Here is a 21,199-nt window from a genome sequence, read left to right on the forward strand (position 1 = left end):
TGGGCGTCGCTCATACCAGCCCCAGATCCTGCTCCAGGGCGGCGCAGAGCATCTGGCCCAGGGTGATATGCATCTCCTGGATGCGCGCGGTCACGGTGGAGGGCACGGCCAGGATCTGGTCGCAATAGTCGGCAAGCCGATGGGGACCGGCCCCGGTGAGCCCCGCCGTCGCGATGCCGAGGCTGCGGGCCATGGTGAAGGCCGCGAGCACATTGGGGCTGCGGCCCGAGGTCGAGATGCCGAAGGCGAGGTCGCCCTTGCGGCCCAGCGCCTCGAGCTGGCGCGCGAAGACGCGCTCGAAGCCGAGATCGTTGCCGCCGGCGGTGAGCGCCGAGCTGTCGGTCGTGAGCGCGATCGCCGCAATCGGCTTGCGGTCGCGCGAATAGCGGATGGTGAGCTCGGTCGCCAGATGCTGCGCGTCGCCGGCGCTGCCGCCATTGCCGAAGAACAGGATCTTGCCGCCGCCCTGGACGGTCGAAAGCCAGAGCGCCCGCATGGAAGCGAAGGGCGCCGCCAAACCGCCGCGCACGGCTTCGGCCACCGCCAGATGCTCCGCCAATTCACGCTCGAAAAGATCGCCGCCCATCGCCCCGTTTCCGGTCGCCGCCAGGGGCCGGACTCGATATCCGATCCCGGCCGGAACCCAGCCGCGACCCTACCCTTGCAACCCCTCCGGCGGCAAGCGCAGGCGCGCCTAACCGCCTTGGCTTCAAACGGTTTTCAGAAGCGCTCGACCCAGGGGCGAAGCTCGACCTCCCAGGTCCAGGCGCTGCGCGGCTGGCGATGGATATGGAGGTAGGTGTCCGCGATCGCGTCCGGATCGAGTCGCGCCTCGCCCTCGGGATCCTTGCCGATGCTGCCGTCGATCACGAAGTGCGCGACATGGATGTTCTTGGGCGCGAGCTCCCGCGCCATGCTCTGCGCCAGGCCGCGCAGCGCGAACTTCCCCATGGCGAAGGGCGCCGACTGGGCATAGCCCTTCACGCTGGCCGAGGCGCCGGTGAAGAGGATGCTGCCATGGCCCTGCTTCAGCATGCGCCGGGCCGCCTCCTGCGCCACCAGGAAGCCGCCATAAGCCGTGACCATGAGGGTCTGCTCGACCTCGGTCGGATCCAGGTCGACGAAGGGGCCGCGGGCGCGCTGGCTCGGGTTGTAGATGACCAGATCGAGCCCGCCCAGCTCCTGGTCGACCGCCTTGAACAGGGCCGCGACATCCTCGCGCCGGCGGGCATCGCAGCGATAGGCCCGGGCGCCCGATTCCTTTACCAGCCCGGCGAGCTTGTCGATGTTCCGGGATGCGAGCGCCACCTCGGCGCCGTCATGGCGCAAGCGCCGCGCCAGCGAGGCGCTCAGCCCCGCGCCCACGCCCACGATCAAGGCACGTTCGGTCTTCGCCATGATGATCCTCTTTCGATAGGGGGTTGCCGGCGCCGAAACCTGTCGCAGGGAAATCTGGTGCGGGCGCCCCGATTATCCAACCGCGCCGATTATGTGGGTAATGGCGCTGCCGGTGCGGCGGACCAGCTCATAGAGATGCGCCATCGGCTCGAAGATGCGCCGGTGCTCCGCCTCGTAGGACTGGGCCTCCTCGCTGCGATAGCTCGCGGGCTCCCCGAACGCGGCCTGGTCCACCCGCTCCTCCACCACCGGGAAAATCCGGCCGAGGATGGCCACGGCGGCATCGATCTCCAGATGCAGGATCTTCGCCATCAGCTGCTCCGGCGTGATCCCGTGCCGGTCGGTGAAGGCCGGGATATGGGTCGAGAGCAGGAAGATGCGTTGGATCAGCGCGATCCGGATCGCGTGCAGCAGATGGAGGTCGCGCCGCAGGGCGGGCGGCAGCCCGATCCCGGTCTCCGCCTCGGCGGCGCCCAGCCCCGCCACCAGGTCGAGATAGTCGGCCTGCAGCACGCGGAAGATCCGCGTCAGCTTCTCATGATTGCCCAGCCGCTCCAGATGGTCGGACACCTGGCGCAGCTCGTCGCTATGCCCGGCGCTCGAATGATGCGCCGCCTGCATCAGCCAGAGCCCCGGATCGAGCAGGTCGATATAGCCCTTGAGCAGATCGGGGGAACTGAAGGCCAGCGCCCAGCGCACCATGGCCATGAGGGTGCGGAAGCGCGGGCTTTCGCGATAGAGCCGCTGGAAGCGCTCCGGATCCTTGCGGATCGCCTGGCCCACGCCGCCCAGCGTGTTCGCCATCAGCCCCAGCTGCTGCAGGATGCTGTTATGCGGGATCGCGCGGATCTGGGTCGGATGGATCAGGTCGGCACGCTGCGCCGATCCTTCGGTCTCGCGGCGCATCGCCCGCGAGCCCGCAGGATAAAGCAGGCTCGGCCCGAAGCTGTCGAGGAGCGCCGCGTAATTGCGGTCGCCCATCACCCGCTCGTTGAACTGGCGCACCGCGATGAAGAACTCGGTCACATAGTCGTAGTCCGCATAGAAGGGGTCGGCGCTGGCCGGAGCCGGCGTCTCGAGCGCGAACTCGATCATCCGCGCCACGGCGGCGAGCGAGGCCGCGGGCGTCATGAAATAGAGCCAGCCATCGCCGCCCTGGTAGCTCGTCTCCTGCTTGACCTTGATGCCCCTGGCGGCGAAGCGGCGCCGGCTCTCCGGCGAGGCGACATAGGCGAAGCGCTCGGCGAAGCCGTCATAGTGACAGCCACGGCCGACCGATTCCCCATGGGTGTCGAAGATCACCAACTCGATATCGGTGAAGCCGCGATCGGCCAGGAGATCGGCCAGGCGCGAACGCACCAGCTCGACCGTCGCGGCCGTCACGGTCTGGCCCAGATTGCGGCCGGCATCGGAGAAGCCGGTCTGGATGCAGAGCCGCCCGCGCCTGCGCAAGTAAGCCGCGTAGTGCGGGTTGGCCAGGGCGTCGTCGAGGATGCGCGGCGCGCGCTCGAAGGCCTTGATCGTTTCGAACAACGGCGAGATGTCGAGCCGGTCCTCGATCCCGAACATGCGCGCGTAATAGAGCGCCGTCAGCAGCGTGAAGGAGGTCTCGCATTCCGCGATCAGGAAGCGGACCGGCGTGGCCGTGTCGACATATTTGAGGAACTGGGCCACCAGCATGAAGAGGCGCTTGGCGGAGGCGCGTTCCGCCATGAGCGAGCCGAAATTGATGCTGGCGGGCTTGACCTCGCTCAAGAGCGCGTTGATGGCGGCATGGAAGCTGCGGCGGCGGCTGGGATCGTCGGGCGCTCCCTCCATGCCGATTTCGCGCCGGATCGCGTTGTGAAGCTGGGTGGAATTGAGGCGCACATGGATATGGGCGAGGCCCAGCCCGTGATTGAGGACCTCGGCCAGGAGCACGGCGATCGCCGGCCGCGCCGCCGCCGGGGCTTCGGTCAGCGCCTGCTCCAGCACCGCCACGATATCGCCGCCGCTGACGAGGCGCGCCTGGCGGCCTTCGTACATCGCCTGCGCCAGGGCCGCGAGCTGCTCGCGCCAGCGTCTGGCGTCGCCCGCGGCCGCTTCGAAGATCTCGATCTCGCGGTCCATCTCGTCGGCGGCCTGCGCCAGGCGCCGGGCCAGCATCGCGAAGGCCGACTTCGTCGCGGGGTCGGTCAAGGGCGCGATCTCGGTCAGCCGGTCGCGGTAGTAGCGGACCTGCATCGCCGCCAGCTTGAGGCGCTTGTAGAAGCTGTCGTTCCAGCCGATATCGGCGCGGCCGTCGAGGTCGAACCCGACCCAGCTCGCCACCGTCAGCAGGCGCGGCCTGAGCTCCATCCAGCGCTCGGGATAGAGCTCGCCGGCGACCGCGAAGGCCGCCTCGTAGAGCTGGGCCAGTGCTGAGCGGATATTCTCCAGCACCTCGAGGGAAAGATTGTGCTCGGCCTTGAGATCGAGGCTGGGCTCGGGCCGATGTTCCGCTTCGATCACGCGCCGGGCCAGGCGCTGGCGCTCGGCGGCGCTGAGCGTCTCGCCGGTCGCGTCGGCATCGAGCGCCAGGGCTGCCAGCGCGCGCTCGATGCGGAAGGCGAGCCCGAAGGTCGGATGGGCGGTGATGACGATGCCATAGACCTCGCGCTCCACGGTGGCGCGGAACCGCTCGAAGGAAACGGGCTTGCCGGTGCCGTCGAATCCCAGCCGGCGGATCGCGGCCTCGATCGCCGCGCGGTTTCGGGCGGGATCGTCCTCGCCGACATAGCGGGCCAGCCGCCGCGCGCGCTCGGTGAAGGCATGCAGGGTCAGGCGCTGCAGCAATTGCTCGATCAGGGCTGGCGGCAGGTCGCGATCGAAGCGGCGCAGCAGCTCGAAAGCCAGGAGCTGGACCGGGTTGCCATAGGGATCGCGCTCGGTCTGGCGCTCGAACTCCTCGAACAGCCGTGCCAGTTCGTCATGGAGCCGGGCGAGATCGGCCGCCGGCGCGGGCGCGAAGCGTGGCGCCGTGAGCAGCGGGCTGCTGTCACCCGCCAGCAGGGCGGCCAAGCCGGGAGAGGATGGCTCCGGTCCCGAGCGATCCGCACGATCCCTGCTCTTCTGGCGCTCCAGCAAGTTTCCCGCCCCTCTTCCCGCTGCCGCACGGCCGGCCGGGTCTCGTCGGAACCCGCCATTCCCGGCCGCGATGATGATCCTACGCCGTTCGCGAGGCGGTTTGTCGGCGACCGCGAGTTGCAGCCGCGCGACCCCGTGTTCCTGCCGGGCCGATCAAAGAGCCCCGACCGGTCCAATGCTGGGCTCAGAGGCCTTGACATACCCTATCAAAAGAGTAGTGTAATTCCATCATGCTTTCCCATCGAGCGAAATATGCCTTGCGGGCCCTCCAATATCTGGCCCAGCAGGAACCCGGCGAAGCCATTCTGATTTCTGAGGTCGCGGAGCGTCAGGCGGTGCCGAAGAAATTCCTGGAGATCATCCTGGTGGAGCTGAAGCGCGCCGGCCTCGTGCGCAGCTTCCGCGGCCGCAACGGCGGCTACGCGCTGGCCAAGCCGGCGGAGCAGATCTTCCTCGGCAACGTCATCCGGCTGATGGACGGGCCCCTTGCCGCCCTGCCTTGCGCCAGCCTGACCGCCTATCGGCGCTGCGACGATTGCCATGACGAGGCGAGCTGCCAGATCCGGCGCGTCTTCCGCAAGGTGCGCGACGCGACCGCGGCCATTCTCGACCGCACCACGCTGGCCGACATCGTGCGCGGAACGCCCACCCCGCGTTCCGCGAAAGCAACGGCCCTTCTCGATCTGGGGGCCGATATCTGATTGCCGGAATGAGGGCGGCGTCGCGCCGCCCTTTTTTTGCTCCTTAACACTACCAAAAGGATCGGGAAAACCGACCAAGCCTGGACGCCGCAGACGAAACATGGAGGAAGGACTATGACCAGCCGACGATCCATCCTATCCCTTGCGTTCGCCGCGACCGTTGCCGCCGGCCTTGCCGGGATTGCCACCGCGGCTCAAGCGGAGACGAAGATCCTCAATGTCTCCTACGATCCGACCCGCGAGCTGTACAAGGCCTATAACGAGCTCTTCGTGAAGCACTGGAAGACCGTGAGCGGCGAAGACATCACGGCCGAAACCTCGAATGGCGGCTCGGGCAAGCAGGCCCGCGCGGTCATCGATGGCCTCGAAGCCGATGTCGTCACCCTGGCGCTGGCCTATGACATCGACGCCATCGCCAGCAAGGGCCTGATCGACCAGAACTGGGAAGCCCGCCTTCCCAACCACAGCTCTCCCTACACCTCGACCATCGTGTTCCTGGTGCGCAAGGGCAATCCCAAGGGCATCAAGGACTGGAACGACCTGGTGAAGAACGACGTTCAGGTCATCACGCCGAACCCGAAGACCTCGGGCGGCGCGCGCTGGAACTACCTCGCGGCCTGGGCCTACGCCCTGAAGCAGCCGGGCGGCAACGACGAGAGCGCCAAGAAGTTCGTGACCGAGCTCTTCAAGCATGTGCCGGTGCTCGATACCGGCGCGCGCGGCTCCACCACCACCTTCGTGCAGCGCGGCATCGGCGACGTGCTCCTCGCCTGGGAGAACGAAGCCCATCTGGCGCTGAAGGAGCTGGGCCCGGATCAGTTCGAGATCGTGGTGCCGAGCCTCAGCATCCTGGCGGAACCGCCGGTCACCGTCGTCGACAAGGTGGTCGACAAAAAAGGCACGCGGAAGATCGCCGAGGAATACGTGAAGTATCTCTACTCGCCGGAAGCACAGGAGCTGGAAGCCGTGAACTTCTATCGCCCCACCGATCCGGCGGTGTTCGAGAAGTACAAGGCCAACTTCCCGCAGATCCCGCTCGTCACCATCGCGGAGTTCGGCGGCTGGAAGAAGGCCCAGGAGACCCACTTCGCCGACGGCGGCGTGTTCGACCAGATCTACACGCCCACTCAATGAAGCAAGCCGGCACCATCTTCGGGGTGCAATGGCGACAGCCGAGCGTGCTACCGGGTTTCGGTCTCACGCTCGGCTTCACCATTTTCTACCTCAGCCTGATCGTGCTCATTCCGCTGGCCGCGCTGCTGGCGCGGCCGGCGGAACTCGGCTGGCCGGGCTTCTGGGCCGCGGTCACGGCTCCGCGCGTGCTGGCCTCGCTGCGCCTCAGCTTCGGCGCCGCGCTCATCGGTGCCCTGGTCAACGCCGTCTTCGGCCTCGTCACCGCCTGGGTGCTGGTGCGCTACCGCTTTCCCTTCCGGCCGGTCATCGACGCGCTGATCGACCTGCCCTTCGCGCTGCCGACCGCCGTCGCCGGCATCGCGCTGACCACGCTCTACGCCCCCAATGGCTGGATCGGCCAGCTGCTGGTGCCACTCGGCATCAAGGTCGCCTTCACGCCGCTGGGCGTGGCCCTGGCGCTCACCTTCATCGGCCTGCCCTTCGTCGTTCGCACGATCCAGCCGGTGCTGCAGGATCTCGAACGCGAGCTCGAGGAGGCCGCCGCCAGCCTCGGCGCCGGGCGCCTCAAGGTCTTCCGCTATGTGATCCTGCCAACCATCGCCCCGGCGCTCCTGACCGGCTTCGCCCTGGCCTTCGCCCGGGCCGTCGGCGAATACGGATCCGTCATCTTCATCGCCGGCAACATGCCGATGAAGTCCGAGATCGCGCCGCTGCTGATCGTCATCAAGCTCGAGCAATATGACTATGCGGGCGCCGCCGCCATCGCCGTGGTCATGCTGGCCGCCTCCTTCGCCATGCTGCTGGTGCTGAACCTGCTGCAGCGCTGGGCCCGGCGTCACGAGGAGGCCCGCGCATGAACGCCGCCGTGCCGCCCATCGCGAAGCGCCGACGCGACCCGACCACCGAGCCCTGGTGGGTGCGCTGGCTGCTGGTCCTGGTCGTGCTGGCCTATCTGCTCACCATGCTGGTGCTGCCGACGGTCTCGGTCTTTGTCGGCGCGCTCACGAAGGGCATCGAGACCTATCTTGCCGCCATCTCGGAAAAGGACGCGCTGGCCGCCATCCGCCTCACGCTGCTGGTGGCGGCGATCGCGGTGCCGCTCAACCTCGTCTTCGGGCTTGCGGCCGCCTGGGCGATCGCCAAGTTCGAGTTCCGCGGCAAGAGCCTGCTGATCACCCTGATCGACCTCCCCTTCTCGGTCTCGCCGGTGATCTCGGGCCTCATCTACGTGCTGCTCTACAGCATCCATGGCTGGTTCGGGCCCACGCTCGACGCGCTCGGCATCAAGATCATCTTCTCGGTAACGGGTATCGTCATGGCGACGATCTTCGTGACCTTCCCCTTCGTCGCCCGCGAGCTGATCCCGCTGATGCAGGAACAGGGCACCGAGGAGGAGCAGGCCGCGATCTCGCTCGGCGCCAACGGCTTCCATACCTTCTTCCGGGTGACCCTGCCGAACGTCACCTGGGGCCTGCTCTATGGCGTGCTGCTCTGCAATGCCCGCGCCATGGGCGAGTTCGGCGCGGTCTCGGTGGTCTCGGGTCATATCCGGGGCCAGACCAACACCATGCCGCTCCATATCGAGATCCTTTACAACGAGTACGATTTCGTCGGCGCCTTCGCCGTGGCCTCGCTCCTCGCGCTCCTCGCCCTGGTCACGCTGGTGCTCAAATCATTGCTCGAATGGCGCTATGCCGACCGGCTCGCCGGCGGCGTGCGCCATTGATTCTTCCCGCGGAGGCATCGAGGTGAGCATTACCGTCACCAGCCTGGTGAAGCATTTCGACAATTTCGCCGCGCTCAAGGGCATCGACCTCGCCGTCCGCCCCGGCGAGTTCCTGGCCCTCCTGGGCCCCTCGGGCTCGGGCAAGACCACCTTGCTGCGGATCCTGGCGGGGCTGGAGTTCCCCGACGCCGGGCAGCTCACCATCGACGGCGTCGATGTCAGCGATCAGGGCGCGCGCGACCGGCAGATGGGCTTCGTGTTCCAGCATTACGCGCTCTTCAAGCATATGACCGTGACGCAGAACATCGGCTTCGGCCTGAAGGTGAAGCCGCGCCGGGAACGCCCCTCCAGCGCCGAGATCACGGAGCGCGTCGACCGGCTGCTGCAGCTGGTCCAGCTCGAGCAGCTCGGCGACCGCTATCCGAGCCAGCTTTCCGGCGGCCAGCGCCAGCGCGTGGCGCTGGCGCGCGCGCTTGCCATCGAGCCCCGGGTGCTGCTGCTGGACGAGCCCTTCGGCGCGCTCGACGCCAAGGTGCGCAAGGATCTGCGCCGCTGGCTGCGCGGCCTGCATGACGAGATGGGCATCACCAGCATCTTCGTCAGCCACGACCAGGAAGAAGCGCTGGAGCTGGCCGACCGCGTGGCGGTGATGAGCGAGGGCCGCATCGCCCAGATCGGCACGCCGACCGAGATCTACCGCAACCCCGCCAACGCCTTCGTCTGCGAGTTCCTCGGCAACACCAACCGATTGAACTGCCGGATCGAGAAGGGCGGCGCCAGGCTGGGCGAGCAGTTCTTCACCGCCCAGGTGCCGAGCGACGCGCCGGCGCTGCCCGGCGTCGCCTATGTCCGGCCGGAGGATTGCGACATCCATACCGAGCCGAACGCGCCCGGCCTCAAGGCGCGCGTGCTGAAGATCCACGCCGCCGGCCCCACCGTCCGGGTCGAGCTGCGCCGGCTCGAAAGCGACGAGATCATCGAGATCCACCTGCAGCCCGGCGTCGACGCCCCCGACATCGGCGCCGACGTCGCCCTCACCTTCCGCCGCGTGCGGATCTTCCCGGTGGCGAACGGGTAAGGGCGCCGCCCCCTGTCTCCAGCTATCATCTCTTTATCCTGTCATCGCCGGGCTTGACCCGGCGATCCTGGGCCAAGGACGCATCGGTTGCCCTGGATTGCCGGGTCAAGCCCACGGCTGTCCGGTTCGGGTTTCATGTCCACGGGAGGACCATTTGGCCCGGCTCGATCCGGGGTATGGGCTCCGGCTCGAGCAGACGGTCGATGCGCCGGCGGTGCATGAGGTTGGCCCGCACGAGGCGAGCGAAGGCCAAGGTGCCGAGCGGGCTCTCGATGGCCTTCTGAGCCAGCCGCAACAGCAGGAAGGCGATGAGCGCGACGGCGATCTGAATGCGCACGGCATTCTCGCAGGTACCGAGAAAGTGGCGGATTTTCAGGGTCTGCTTGACCCATCGGAAGAACAGCTCGATGGCCCAGCGGCGCTTGTAGAGATCGGCGATCTCCTGGGCGGATGCGTCGAGATCGTTGCAGAGGATGCGCAAGACCTTGCCGGCCTCGGTCTTGACCCGGACCTCGCGCACCGGGTCCTGGAACGGGTTGTGCTGGCTGGCCGCCTGCCGGGCGGGCAGATAGCCGACGCGGTCGGAAAGGATGGTGCTGTCTGCCGGCAGCGGGTTCCGGGCAACGACAGCCAGCGGCGTGTTGGATTTGAAGCGGGTGACGATCCGGCAGCCGGCGGCGTCCATCGCGGCCCACCAGGCGTAGTCGTAATAGCCGAGATCGAAGACATAGGTGGCGCCGGGCTCGATCGGCATGGCCTGGGCGGCGGTGATGTCGTTGACCCGAGCCGGGGTGACGGCGGCGTAGATCGGCCGGTCGGCATCGGGATCGTAGATCACATGCAGCTTGGCTCCACACACGCCGGCGCTGAAGCGGGCCCAGTCCCGGCTCAGGCTGTTGAGCGGCAGGCCGCTCGAATCGATCAGGTAGGTGACCTCGGCAAGCTGGCGGCGCAGCCCGCGATGGGCCTGCATCATCAGGGCGGCCAGCAGATCGGTGAACAAGGCGCTGGGCCGCAGCGCGTTGGCGTCGGCCAGGGTCGAACGACGGACCTTGTCCCCACCCAGGTGATAGAGCCGTCTCTCGTGGCTCTCCAGTCCCGTCACGATCTCACGCAGGCTGCTCGCACCCGAGAGTTGGCCGTAGAGCAGCGCCATGAACTGGCTCTTGCTCGTCAACTGGCGAACCCGTGCGTCGCTGCCGTGCCGCTCGACCAGGCGCGCAAACTCGTCCCAGTTAATCAGCTTAAGAAGCGAATGAAATACGCTATTCTCGTGCGGCACGGCGTTGGTCCTTTCTCATGTCCCGGAACATTTGGCGATGTCCAGGACCGAGTAGAATCAACGCCGTGCGCCCAGTCCACTAAAACTCAACCGGACAGCCGTGGGTCAAGCCCGGCAATGACAAAGGAGAGCAAGGGGGCGGAGGGGATAAGGAAGGAGAGCTACAGCACCTTCCCCGGATTGAGGATGCCGTTGGGATCGAGCGCGGCCTTCACGGTCCGCATCAGCCCCACCACCGCCTCGCTGCGGCTGAAGCCCAGATAGTCGCGCTTCAGCGTGCCGATGCCATGCTCGGCCGAGACCGAGCCGCCCATGTCGCGCACCACCTCATAGACCGCCATCTCGGCGGCATGGCGGACATCTTCGTCGCCGGTGCCCATGTCGAGGCTGACATGGAGGTTGCTGTCGCCGATATGGCCGAAGAAGGTGTTGAGCGAGCCCGGCCAGCGGGCCTGCAGGCGCGTGCGGACGCGCTCCGCGAACGCACCGATGCTGGCGATCGGCAGGCTGACATCGAGATGAAGCCCGTGCGGCCGGGCGTTCCATGCCCCCACTCCTTCGCGGATCTCCCAGATCGCGCGCGCCTCGCGCTCGGACTGCGCGATCACCGCATCGGTGACGAGCCCCTGCTCCAGGGCCCGGCCGAGAAAGGCCTCGAAGCGCGCCGGGTCGCCCTCGGCATCGTTGCCGGCGAACTCGAGCGCCACATAGAAGGGCGAGGTCGCAGGCAAGGGCGGCACCCGCGCCGGGTCGGACCCGGTGACGAAGCGATAGTAATCCTGCCACATGGCCTCGAAGGCGCTGAGGCCGCCGAGCTCGGCTTGGATGGCGCGCAGGAGCCGCACCACCTGGTCGTAGCTGGCGGTCGCAACCAGCGCCGTCAGGCTGCTATGCGGCTTGGGATGGAGGCGCAGGACCGCGCGCGTGACGATGCCGAGCGTTCCCTCCGAGCCAATGAAGAGATGCTTCACGTCGTAGCCGGCGTTGTTCTTGAGCATCTTGTTGAGCGCGTTCACCACCGTGCCGTCGGCCAGAACGGCCTCGAGCCCCAGCACCTGCTCGCGCGCCATCCCGTAGCGGATCACCTTCATGCCGCCGGCATTGGTCGAGAGATTGCCGCCGATCTGGCAGGAGCCGCGCGCGCCCAGATCGAGCCCGAGGAGAAATCCCGCCTGGCTCGCGGCGGCCTGCAGCGTCTCCAGCGGCGTGCCGGCCAGGACTGTCATGGTCGCGGCGGCCGGATCCAGCTCCTCGATGCCACGCATGCGCTCCAGCGACAGCACCACCTCCCCGCCCCGGGGGGTGGCGCCGCCCGCAAGCCCGGTCAGGCCGCCCTGCGGCTGGACCGGCTGGCGATGGCGGTTGCAGATGCGCAAGGCGGCCGACACCTCGGCCGTGCTGCGCGGCCGCAAGACCGCGAGCGGCCGATGGGGAGCGATGCCCGTGGCGTCGCGGGAATGGCGATCGAGGATCGCCGGCTCGCTCGACACCCCATCATCGCCCAACGCCTGGCGCAGCTCATCGAGCACGGATGCCATGACCTCTCCTCGGAAGGGTGGGTCTCGTCAGGTTAGCGCGAGCCGGGCTCAGCGCCCACCGTTGATGACGGCGAGCGCCGGCTTCGTCGCCGGGCGTTCCGGAAAGCCTGCCTTGCGCATGCCCTCCAGGAAATGCTCCAGCGTCGCCGGATCGCGGAACGGCTCCTTCGGCAGCCAGGTCTGGACCGAGCTGTCGGGCCGGCTCGCGATCATGGCCTCGGCATGCTCCCGCGCCTTCTCCGGCTGGCCCAGATGGGCATGGGCGATGGCGAGGTAGCAATTGTCGAAGGGCATCGGCGGCGACACCCGGTGGAAGGCCTGGACCGCCTCCTCGTAGCGGCGGGCCACCAGGAAATTGAACCCCATATCGTGCCAGTGCCAGGCCTGCCGGTAGGGATTGAGGCGCATGGCGCGCCGGATCCACTCGATGCCTTCCTCGGTCCGGTCGATATAGGCCAGGAAGGAGCCGAACTGCGACAGGAGCTCGGCATCGTTCGGATTGAGCTCGATGGCGCGCTGGTAGTGGAGCTCCGCCTCCTCGTAGTTGCGCCGGTAGAGGCAGACGAAGCCCAGCGAGAAATGGCACCAGCCATCCTCCGCGTCGAGCGCCACCCCCTGGCTCGCCAGCTCATAGGCCTTGTCCAGCGCGTCGGGAACCTCGTTGCGGTACCAGCCCAGCACCGTCACGAAGGCGAGCAGCGCATGGGCCTGGGCGTAGCCCGGGTCGAGCTCGAGCGCGCAATGGAGCAGCTCGGCGATCTGGCGATGCTCGGTGCCGCCGTTGCGGTAGAGATTGTCCCAGGCCCGCAGCATGTAGTCGTAGGCGACCATGTTGTCGGTGCGCTTGCGCTTGCCGCGCGCCAGCCAGTCCGCCTCGATGCGGCCGGGCAGTGCGGTTACGATCGCCTGCACGATCTCGTCATCCATGGCGAAGAGCTGGGACGGGTCGCGGTCCTGCTTGATGGCCCAGATGCTGCGGCCGCTCTCGGCCTCGTAGAGCTGCGCCGTGATCCGCAGCTTGTGCTGGGTGCGGCGCACGCTGCCCATCAGCACATAGCGCACGCCGAGCTCGCGGCCGATCGCCGTCACGTCCATCCCGCCGTCGCGATAGGCGAAGGAGGAGGTCCGGGCGATCACGAAGAGCGCCCGGAAGCGCGACAGCTCGGTGATGATGTCCTCGGTGATGCCGTCGCTGAAATAGCGCTGCTCCTCGTCGTCGCCGGGGCTTTCGAAGGGCAGCACGGCGATCGAGGGGCGCTGCGGCAGGTCGAGCGAGACCGGCTCGAGCGCCCGCGTCCCCTCCCCCAGCGCCACGCGGTAGACCGAGACGGGCTCGGCGATGTTCTTGAGCGTCCGGCGCCCGAGGGAGTCGAAGCGCAGCTCGAGCTTGTTCTTGACCTGCTCATGGACGAGGCCCGTGAGCAGGATGCTGTCGGGCTCGGCCAGGGCCTCCAGCCGCGCGGCGATGTTGACGCCGTCGCCGAAGAGGTCGTCGCCCTCGACGATCACGTCGCCCATGTTGACGCCGATCCGGTAGCGCAGCCGGCGGTCGGGCGGCAGCTCGCTCGCCGCCTTGACCGTCGCCTCCAGCATCTCGCAGGCGAAGCGCATGGCGTTGACGACGCTGCCGAACTCGGCGAGCAGCCCGTCGCCCATGAACTTGACGATCCGGCCCTCATGGGCCTTGACCTTGGGTTCGATGATCTCGGTCTGGTTCTGGCGCAAGGCATCCAGCGCGCCGGCCTCGTCGAGCTGGGCCAGACGGCTATAGCCGACGATGTCGGCGGCAACGATGGCGGCAAGGCGGCGCTGCATGGGCCAGGGCAAGCCGATTCGGCGGGTTCAGACCGGCCCCTTCTATGCGGGGAACCGCAGGGGCTGGCAAGGGAATGTTCCTAAAGCCGCGTCCATGGATCAACCCCCGCCTTTTTCTTAGGCTTCAAGACCTTATTCCCCAAGCCCCGCAATCGACAATTCCCGCCCGCTCGGCCATATTGCGCGCCCGTGGGGGCCCGCTTCGAATGCAAAACTTGATCGCTCGAATCCGCCGTTTCGTCGCTGGCCGTGGCCGGATTCCGGGCGCAATTCTGCTGCTCGCCCTGTTGGTGCTGCAGCATTCCAATCTTCCCCTGATCGAAGCATTGAAGCTGAGATCCTTCGACGTCCTGCAGCGCCTGTCGCCCCGCGTCGAGACGAACTTTCCGGTCCTGATCGTCGATATCGATGAACGGAGCCTGCGAGAGCAGGGCCAATGGCCCTGGCCCAGAAACCGCCTGGGAGAGCTCGTGCAGAAACTGATGAATGCGGGTGCCGCCGTGATCGGCTTCGATATGGTCTTTGCCGAACCGGATCGAACGTCTCCGTCCGCCGTTGCCGACGAGTTGATGTCTGCCGCCCCTGATCTTGCCAGCGGGCTGTTTTCCCTGCCCGATCACGATACTGAATTCGCGGCCGTGCTGAAGCGATCACGTGTTGTCCTGGGCGAAGTGGCCGTCGAAACGGGAGGCGAGAGAACCAAGCCGGCCAGCGCCGTAGCCCGTATCGGCGGCGATCCTCTTCCCTATATGCCCGCCTTTTCCGGCCTGGTCGGCAATCTTCCGATTTTAACGGCGGCGGCCTCGGGGCGCGGCAACTTTGGCTTGGCGCCCGATGCCGATGGCATCATTCGGCGCGTACCCGCGGTCTTTCGCATTGCTGGCGATATTCACCCCTCGCTCGGTCTGGAAACCTTGCGAATAGCGACCGGCGGACGCGCCATGGCCGTCAAGATGAATCCTCTGGTCGGCGGCATCAAATCCGTTGTCATCGCGGGCAGAGACGTAGCGACAGACTCATCCGGGCAGATTTGGATTCGATTTGGGCCAACATCACCCAATCGCTACATCAGCGCGACGGACATACTGAACGATCAGTTCGATCCGAAGCGGATCGCCGGCCGCATCGTTCTTGTCGGCACGTCTGCGGCGGGGCTGCGGGACATCCGGATAACGCCGGTCGACAGATCGATGCCGGGAACCGAGATCCATGCACAAATGCTGGAGACTGTTCTCGAAGGAGCGTTCCTGACGCGCACCGGCTGGTCCCCCAGAGTCGAATCGTCGGTCGTCTTTGTCGTGGGCGCCTTGCTGATCATTCTCGTTCCCGGCTTGGGCGCCAGATGGACAATTCTGCTACCGATCGCCGTCGCTGTATTTATGCCACTCAGTTCCTGGTATTTGTTCAAGACTGAAGGCTATCTTCTCGACGCCACGTACCCGACCGCTGCAACCGCGATCCTCTATCTCGTTCTTGTCTATTTCGGGCAGATCGCCGAGGAGCGGCAGCGCAAGGCGACCCGGCGGAACTTCGCGCAATATCTCTCGCCTGCCGTGGTCGAGCGCCTGGCGCGCGATCCGAACCCGCCGAAGCTCGGCGGCGAGCAGCGCGATATGACCGTGATGTTCGTCGATATCGCCGGCTTCACGACGCTGTCGGAACGCTTCAAGGGCGATCCGGAGGGCCTGACGCATCTCATCAACCGGTTCCTGACCGCCATGAGCCGCGAAGTCCGCGAGCGCGAAGGCACGCTCGATAAGTATATCGGCGACGCCATGATGGCGTTCTGGAACGCGCCCATGAACATCCCCGACCACGCGGCACGCGCCTGTGCCGGCGCCCTGGCCATGGTGGATGGGCTGGCGCAGCTCAACAACGAGCTCGCAGCCGAGGCCCAACCTGTGAAGGGGGCCGGCACGACCGCCAGCGGCGCGCCGCAATCGCAGATCGAGCAGCTCGAAAGCGACGCACAAAACGGTATCGCTCAAGCCCAGTACCAGCTTGCCAAGGCCTACCGAGACGGTGCCGGCGTGACGCAGAGCGTCGAGACCGCCCTGCGCTGGCTGCGAGCCGCCGCCGACCAGGGCGATGCCCGGGCACAGCGCAATCTGGGTCTGCGTTATGTGCGTGGCAACGGCGTGCCGAAGGACGACAGGGAGGCGCTCTTCTGGCTGAGCTTGGCGCAACGCCAGCTCGACGCCGTCACCGCCGACCGCGATGCCGCACAACATCGGCTCGGCAGCACCGACGTCGACGCGGTGAATGCCCGTGTCGCGGCCTGGAAACCCTCCGCCATCGGCAGCCGGGCCATCCGGCTGGAAATGGGCATCGGGCTCAATACCGGTCTCTGCCTGGTGGGCAATCTGGGCTCGAAATACCTGTTCAACTACTCCGTCATGGGCGACCCGGTGAACCTGGCCTCGCGGCTCGAGGCCCAGACCCGGACCTACGGTGTCGATGTCATCGTCAGCGAGACCACGCGGGCCGCGGCCCCCGGCTTCGCCTGCCTCGAGCTCGACCTGATCGCGGTCAAGGGCAAGACCGAGGCCGTGCGGATCTTCGCCCTGCTCGGCACCGAGGCGGTCGCCCAGGCCGAAGCCTTCCGTCAACTCACGGAAACCCATGGGCGATTCCTCGCGGCCTACCGGGCTCAGCGCTGGGCCGAGGCGCGCGAACTGATCAAGGCCTGCCGGCCCCTCTGGGACGGGCTGGGCGAGCTTTACGACCTCTATGCCCGCCGCATCACCATTTTCGAGGACGATCCCCCCGGCCCGGACTGGAACGGGGTCTATGTGGCGCACAGCAAATGATGGGCGCTCGGTAATCCGGACCGGCGCCTGGGTTCATGATCCCCAGGGCCAATGCCTCCCTTTCGACCGACCCCGCCCCCCGCGGCACGAACGGTTAATCGGCAACTCTGTCTCTCCCATTTCCCCTCGATTGGGGCGGGATTTTGTCAATCCCGCGACGCTTTGTTTCAACCGTTTCCGGCGCGTTGCAACTGCGACAACTGCTTCATCTGATTAACCAAATTCCGTTTCGGAATCGTTTGCGGCAGGATTGAACGGCCACTAGGATGCCCCCAGATTTCGATTCAGGAATATCGACCTGTTGGCTTGCGGGGTGCCAGGTAGGGTACCGCCGGGACTGGCCCTCTTGGTCGTCGAGCAACATGACGAAAGCGGTCTTTGGGGGGCCGTCATCATGGACAACGCGTCACAAGGCGCCGCACCCAGCGGCGCCGATCAAAGCCATAGCGAACCCGGTGCGACCCAGCTGGCCGCTGTGTCAGGAACACCAATCGGCCAGATCTCGGCGGCACCGCAGCCCGTGCATGTCACGCATGCAGACGGCAGCAGCGAGGATCTGGGCGTCGGCGGCCAGATCTATGCCGATGACGTGATCCACACACCGGCCGACGGCGGGGTTGAGATCGTCTTCGTCGACGGCACCAAGTTCACGCTCGGCGGCAATGCCGAGATGCAGATCGACAAGCTGATCTATGACCCCGCCGGCAGCGACAACTCGCTGGCCGTCTCGGTCGTGCAGGGCGCCTTCGTCTTCGTGACAGGCACCATCGCCGGCGCGCCCGGCGAAGGCATGGAAGTTTCGACGCCCGCTGGCAACATCGGCGTGCGCGGCACCAGCGTCGGCGGCCACTACAGCGACGGCCCCGAGGGCTGGACCCTCGCCCTGTTCAAGGACGAGAACGGCCATGTCGGCAAGGTCGTCGTCTTCAACAGCGCCGGCGAGGTCATCCTCGACGAGCAGTTCGAATCGACCAAGCTGATCGATTTCAGCACGCCGCCGACCGTCCCGGTCATCCTGACCAAGGAGCAGATCGAGGAGCTGTTCGGCCCCGCGCTGGACTTCCTGCCCGACCTGCGGCTGCAGAACGAGTTCGAGCAGCGCGGCGAGCTCGACAACTTCAACACGGCCGCCGGCGGCAACAATTCGGGCGGCCCCAATCACGGCTCGCATTTCTACACCTTCGGTCTCGCCAACTTCGTGTTCGGCGGCCTGGGCGGCGTCATCCCGGCAACGGCGCTGGGCGACAACGGCCCGCTCGGCGGTACCAAGTTGCTCTATAACGAGCCCGGCGGCCCGCAGGACCCCGACGACAAGCAGTTCCAGGACAACGGCCCGTTCGGCATGGCGCTGGGCGGCGGCCATATCGCCGAGAATTCCCCTGTCGGCACCGTGGCCGGCTTCGTCGCCGCGATCCTCGGCGGCCCGTCCAACGCGACCTATACCTTCAGCCTGGTGGACGAAGGCGGCGCCTCGACCTTCCGCATCATGCTGTTCGCGGCGGAGCCCTCGCCCGCTTTCGAGATCGATCCGAACACCGGCGTCATCACGGTCCATAACGCCGAGCTGATGGATTTCGAGACGACGCCGGAGTTCTTCCTCACGGTCCGTGCGACCAACCAGAACGGCCAGTCGGTCGACGTGCCCTTCCAGGTCCATCTCGACGACGTCAACGACAACGCCCCGGTGATCGAGCCGCTGGGCCCGCTGGATCTCGCCGAGAACAGCGCCGCCGGCACCGTCGTCGGCCAGGTGACCTCGCACGACGTGGACACCACCGGCGAGGCCACCGTCTACAGCATTCTCGAGGAGAGCGATCCGAACCATTATTTCGCGATCGATCCGGCGACGGGCGAGATCACGCTCACAGAAGCGGGCGCCGCGTCCGGCCTGCTCGACTATGAAAGCGACCAGTCCCACAGCATCACCCTCAAGGTCGTCGCGTCCGACGGCACCAACACCTCCGACCCGATCGATGTCGAGATCGACATCACCGACGTGAACGAGGCCGTCTGGTCGATCAGCGGCTCGACCTTCGTCTCCGAGGGCGGGACCGCCGTCTACACCGTCTCCTACAGCGGCGAGACGCTGGCGCCCGGCGAGACGATGACGATCGACGTGGAGACCCATCCCGGCAGCGCCGACGGCTCCGATTTCGACGGCGTCACCACCACCCTGACCTTCACGGGCGGGGGGACGACGAGCATGACGGTCGCGGTCTCGACCGTCAGCGACACGGTCATCGAGGGCAACGAGGACTATTCGGTCGCCATCGGCAATCCGAGCCATGGCAACACCGCCAACGACGAGGTCAACACAACGATCGGCGATGGCGCCGATACGATCCTCGGCTGGCAGATCGAAGGCACCAGCACTGTCGAGGAAGGCCAGGAGGCGATCTACACCGTCTCCTATAGCGGCGCCACGCTGGCCCCCGGCCAGATCGCGACCGTGACGGTCCAGACCCACGACGGCGGCGCCGAGGAAGGCTCGGACAAGGACTATATCGGCGTCGACCAGGTGCTGACCTTCACCGGTGGCGGCGAGACCATGCAGACCGTCGCCGTCCAGACCCTGAGCGACACGCTGATCGAGAGCTCAGAGGACTATTCGATCGACCTCATCAGCGATATCGGCACGACCGGCAGCGGCGTCACCACCGAGATACTCGACCCTCCGCCCCCGCTGGAGTGGAGCATCGACGGCGTCAGCACCGTGACGGAGGGCGGCAACGCGATCTACACCGTCTCCTACGGCGGCGGCACGCTGGCGGAAGGCGAAGTCGCCACGGTCACGATCGATACCGCCTCGGGCACGGCCACCGAAGACGAGGATTTCACCGGAGCGCACACCGTCCTGACCTTCACCGGCGGGCAGAGCCAGTCGCAGACGATCGAGGTCGCCACGACCGACGACAACACGGTCGAGGACGACGAGACCTATTCCGTGTCGATCACCGGCACGGACCATGGCAACATCGTCAACGGTCAGGTCGACACCACGATCGCCAACAACGATGTGCCGCTGGAATGGAGCATCTTCGGCGCCAGCACGGTGACGGAGGGCGACGCCACGGTCTACACGGTCACCTACAGCGGCGGCACGCTGGGCGACGGCGAGACCGCGACCGTGACGATCGACACCGCGTCGGGGACGGCCACCGAGGGCGAGGATTTCCTCGGCCAGCATACCATCCTGACCTTCACCGGCGGCGACACGCACAGCCAGACCGTCCAGGTCTCGACGATCGGCGACAACGATGTCGAGAGCGACGAAACCTACACCGTGTCGATCACCGGCACCGACCACGGCAATATCAGCAACGGTCAGGCCGGGACCACCATCACGGACAATGACGTCGCGCCCGACGACGGACGTCTCGATGGCGTGATCGGGACCCTGACCAATCATTCGGAACGGCCGGTCGTCCTGACCTTCGTCGACGAGAACCCGGTCGCCGAGGGCGATCCGCTGCATGCCTATTCGCGCCTGATCGTCGTGGGCAGCGAGGCCGCGTTCACCACGATCGATGCGGATGCCGGCTTCGTGGTCGACGACACGCGGACCTACCGCGCCGCGATCGAGATGCCCTCGATCACCGAGGGCAGCAGCCTCGACGTGACGGGGGTCACGCTCGAGGGCGTCGCCATGGGACCGTCCGACGGCGTCACTCTCGGCTACGACAATCTCGGCGAGAACGATTCCATGCCCGGCCATCCGGTCGGGATCAGCGGCATCCTCGATCCGGAAACCGGCGACGCGCTGCTGCCGATGCGTCCGTCTCGGGATTTCAACGGCTCGAACGATTCGATCTTCGGCAACAAGAACACGGACGATTATCTGTTCGGCGCCGACGGCAACGACACGATACAGGGATCGAGCGACCCTGAGATCATCAATGGCGGCCATGTCGGCTTCAACGGCACGGACGTGCTGATGGGCGGCGGTGGCGACGACATCATCGTCTTCAACAACGATGCCTTCATCGACGGCGGCAGCGGTTTCAACATCGTCCGGGTCGATGACGGGGCCCTCCAGCTCTATCAGAGCGACAAGGCCGGCGAGCCGATCGAGACGAGCGACACGGTCGATCTCGGCAATGCCTACATGGCCAATGTCGACATGATCCTCATCACCGAGGATGCCGACGCGGATTCGAAGCGCGGCACGGCGCTCGAGCTCGATGCCGGCACCGCCGACCGGATGCCGCGTTCGCAAGACAGCGAGTCCGACGCAGCCGCCAATCTCTTCATCGTCGGCAGCAAGGGCGACAAGCTGAATCTGCTGGATTTCGGCAATGGCTGGGACGACGGGAACGGAGATGTTCCCGGACTCCAGCCGGTCGGGCATTACGACGACGGCAAAGGCCAGTCCTTCGACATTTATCAGACCAACGCCGACACCTACGGACGGGTCACCAACGTCTATGTGGATACCGACATCGAAGTGACATCGGAGGCGATCGGGGCTTAACCAATGTTCTGGCCGCTGCGCGGCGGCTATGCGATGAAATTAGGTTAAATTGCAGTCCCTCACACCCGGCTGGTACGCGCTCCGGGGTGGAATGGCGGGTTTCAATATCGGAACCGAAAAGGGACCGATATAGTGGCGTGC

General features: G+C 66.5%; 13 protein-coding genes. 7 read left to right on the plus strand and 6 right to left on the minus strand.

Annotated features, from left to right (window positions below; translation table 11 throughout):
- Window positions 1-10 precede the first annotated feature (10 nt).
- The 3 genes from FRZ61_RS12450 to FRZ61_RS12460 all read right to left on the minus strand — a co-directional run bounded on the left by FRZ61_RS12450 (window position 11) and on the right by FRZ61_RS12460 (window position 4,437).
- Window positions 11-586: an SIS domain-containing protein gene (locus tag FRZ61_RS12450; RefSeq protein ID WP_151118027.1), complete on the minus strand. Its 576-nt coding sequence runs from the start codon at window positions 584-586 to the stop codon at window positions 11-13.
- Window positions 587-720: 134 nt separating this feature from the next.
- A complete protein-coding gene (locus FRZ61_RS12455) occupies window positions 721-1,398 on the minus strand; it encodes an SDR family NAD(P)-dependent oxidoreductase (RefSeq protein ID WP_151118028.1) in 678 nt (225 codons plus the stop codon).
- Between the two features lie 72 nt (window positions 1,399-1,470).
- A complete protein-coding gene (locus tag FRZ61_RS12460; RefSeq protein ID WP_151118029.1) occupies window positions 1,471-4,437 on the minus strand; it encodes a phosphoenolpyruvate carboxylase in 2,967 nt (988 codons plus the stop codon).
- A 296-nt stretch (window positions 4,438-4,733) separates the two neighbouring features.
- On the opposite strand from FRZ61_RS12460, the gene FRZ61_RS12465 reads away from it, so the two are divergent.
- The 5 genes from FRZ61_RS12465 to FRZ61_RS12485 all read left to right on the plus strand — a co-directional run bounded on the left by FRZ61_RS12465 (window position 4,734) and on the right by FRZ61_RS12485 (window position 9,142).
- The gene (locus FRZ61_RS12465) at window positions 4,734-5,204 is read left to right on the plus strand and encodes an RrF2 family transcriptional regulator (RefSeq protein WP_151118030.1); all 471 of its coding nucleotides are present in this window, start codon (window positions 4,734-4,736) and stop codon (window positions 5,202-5,204) included.
- 114 nt (window positions 5,205-5,318) lie between these two features.
- Window positions 5,319-6,338: a sulfate ABC transporter substrate-binding protein gene (locus FRZ61_RS12470; RefSeq protein ID WP_151118031.1), complete on the plus strand. Its 1,020-nt coding sequence runs from the start codon at window positions 5,319-5,321 to the stop codon at window positions 6,336-6,338.
- Window positions 6,335-7,195 carry a sulfate ABC transporter permease subunit CysT gene (gene cysT, locus FRZ61_RS12475; protein WP_151118032.1) on the plus strand — a complete coding sequence of 287 codons (861 nt, stop codon included), beginning with the start codon at window positions 6,335-6,337 and terminating at the stop codon, window positions 7,193-7,195. The genes FRZ61_RS12470 and cysT overlap by 4 nt, the downstream gene beginning before the upstream one ends.
- Complete coding sequence (gene cysW, locus FRZ61_RS12480; RefSeq protein ID WP_151118033.1) at window positions 7,192-8,064, plus strand: sulfate ABC transporter permease subunit CysW; 873 nt, start codon at window positions 7,192-7,194, stop codon at window positions 8,062-8,064. The genes cysT and cysW overlap by 4 nt, the downstream gene beginning before the upstream one ends.
- 22 nt (window positions 8,065-8,086) lie before the next feature.
- Window positions 8,087-9,142 (plus strand): sulfate/molybdate ABC transporter ATP-binding protein, encoded by a 1,056-nt coding sequence (locus tag FRZ61_RS12485; RefSeq protein WP_151118034.1) that lies wholly within the window; start codon window positions 8,087-8,089, stop codon window positions 9,140-9,142.
- 133 nt (window positions 9,143-9,275) lie between these two features.
- Here FRZ61_RS12485 and FRZ61_RS12490 read toward each other — a convergent pair whose 3' ends face one another.
- The 3 genes from FRZ61_RS12490 to FRZ61_RS12500 form a co-directional block, all read right to left on the minus strand.
- On the minus strand, window positions 9,276-10,424 hold the full coding sequence (locus tag FRZ61_RS12490; RefSeq protein ID WP_151115011.1) for an IS4 family transposase: 1,149 nt from the start codon (window positions 10,422-10,424) through the stop codon (window positions 9,276-9,278).
- A 161-nt stretch (window positions 10,425-10,585) separates the two neighbouring features.
- The gene (locus FRZ61_RS12495) at window positions 10,586-11,962 is read right to left on the minus strand and encodes an FAD-binding oxidoreductase (protein ID WP_151118035.1); all 1,377 of its coding nucleotides are present in this window, start codon (window positions 11,960-11,962) and stop codon (window positions 10,586-10,588) included.
- A 48-nt stretch (window positions 11,963-12,010) separates the two neighbouring features.
- Window positions 12,011-13,777, minus strand: coding sequence for an adenylate/guanylate cyclase domain-containing protein (locus tag FRZ61_RS12500; protein ID WP_151118036.1), 1,767 nt, complete (start codon window positions 13,775-13,777; stop codon window positions 12,011-12,013).
- A gap of 206 nt (window positions 13,778-13,983) precedes the next feature.
- Between FRZ61_RS12500 and FRZ61_RS12505 the strand changes: the two genes are divergently transcribed.
- Together FRZ61_RS12505 and FRZ61_RS12510 are read left to right on the plus strand one after the other, a co-directional pair.
- Complete coding sequence (locus tag FRZ61_RS12505) at window positions 13,984-16,587, plus strand: CHASE2 domain-containing protein (RefSeq protein WP_191909428.1); 2,604 nt, start codon at window positions 13,984-13,986, stop codon at window positions 16,585-16,587.
- Window positions 16,588-16,981: 394 nt separating this feature from the next.
- Entirely contained in the window at window positions 16,982-21,058 is a 4,077-nt protein-coding gene (locus FRZ61_RS12510; protein WP_151118038.1) for a Calx-beta domain-containing protein, read from the plus strand.
- Window positions 21,059-21,199: the final 141 nt, after the last annotated feature.

This window comes from Hypericibacter adhaerens, assembly GCF_008728835.1.
In the GTDB taxonomy this organism is placed as follows: domain Bacteria; phylum Pseudomonadota; class Alphaproteobacteria; order Dongiales; family Dongiaceae; genus Hypericibacter; species Hypericibacter adhaerens.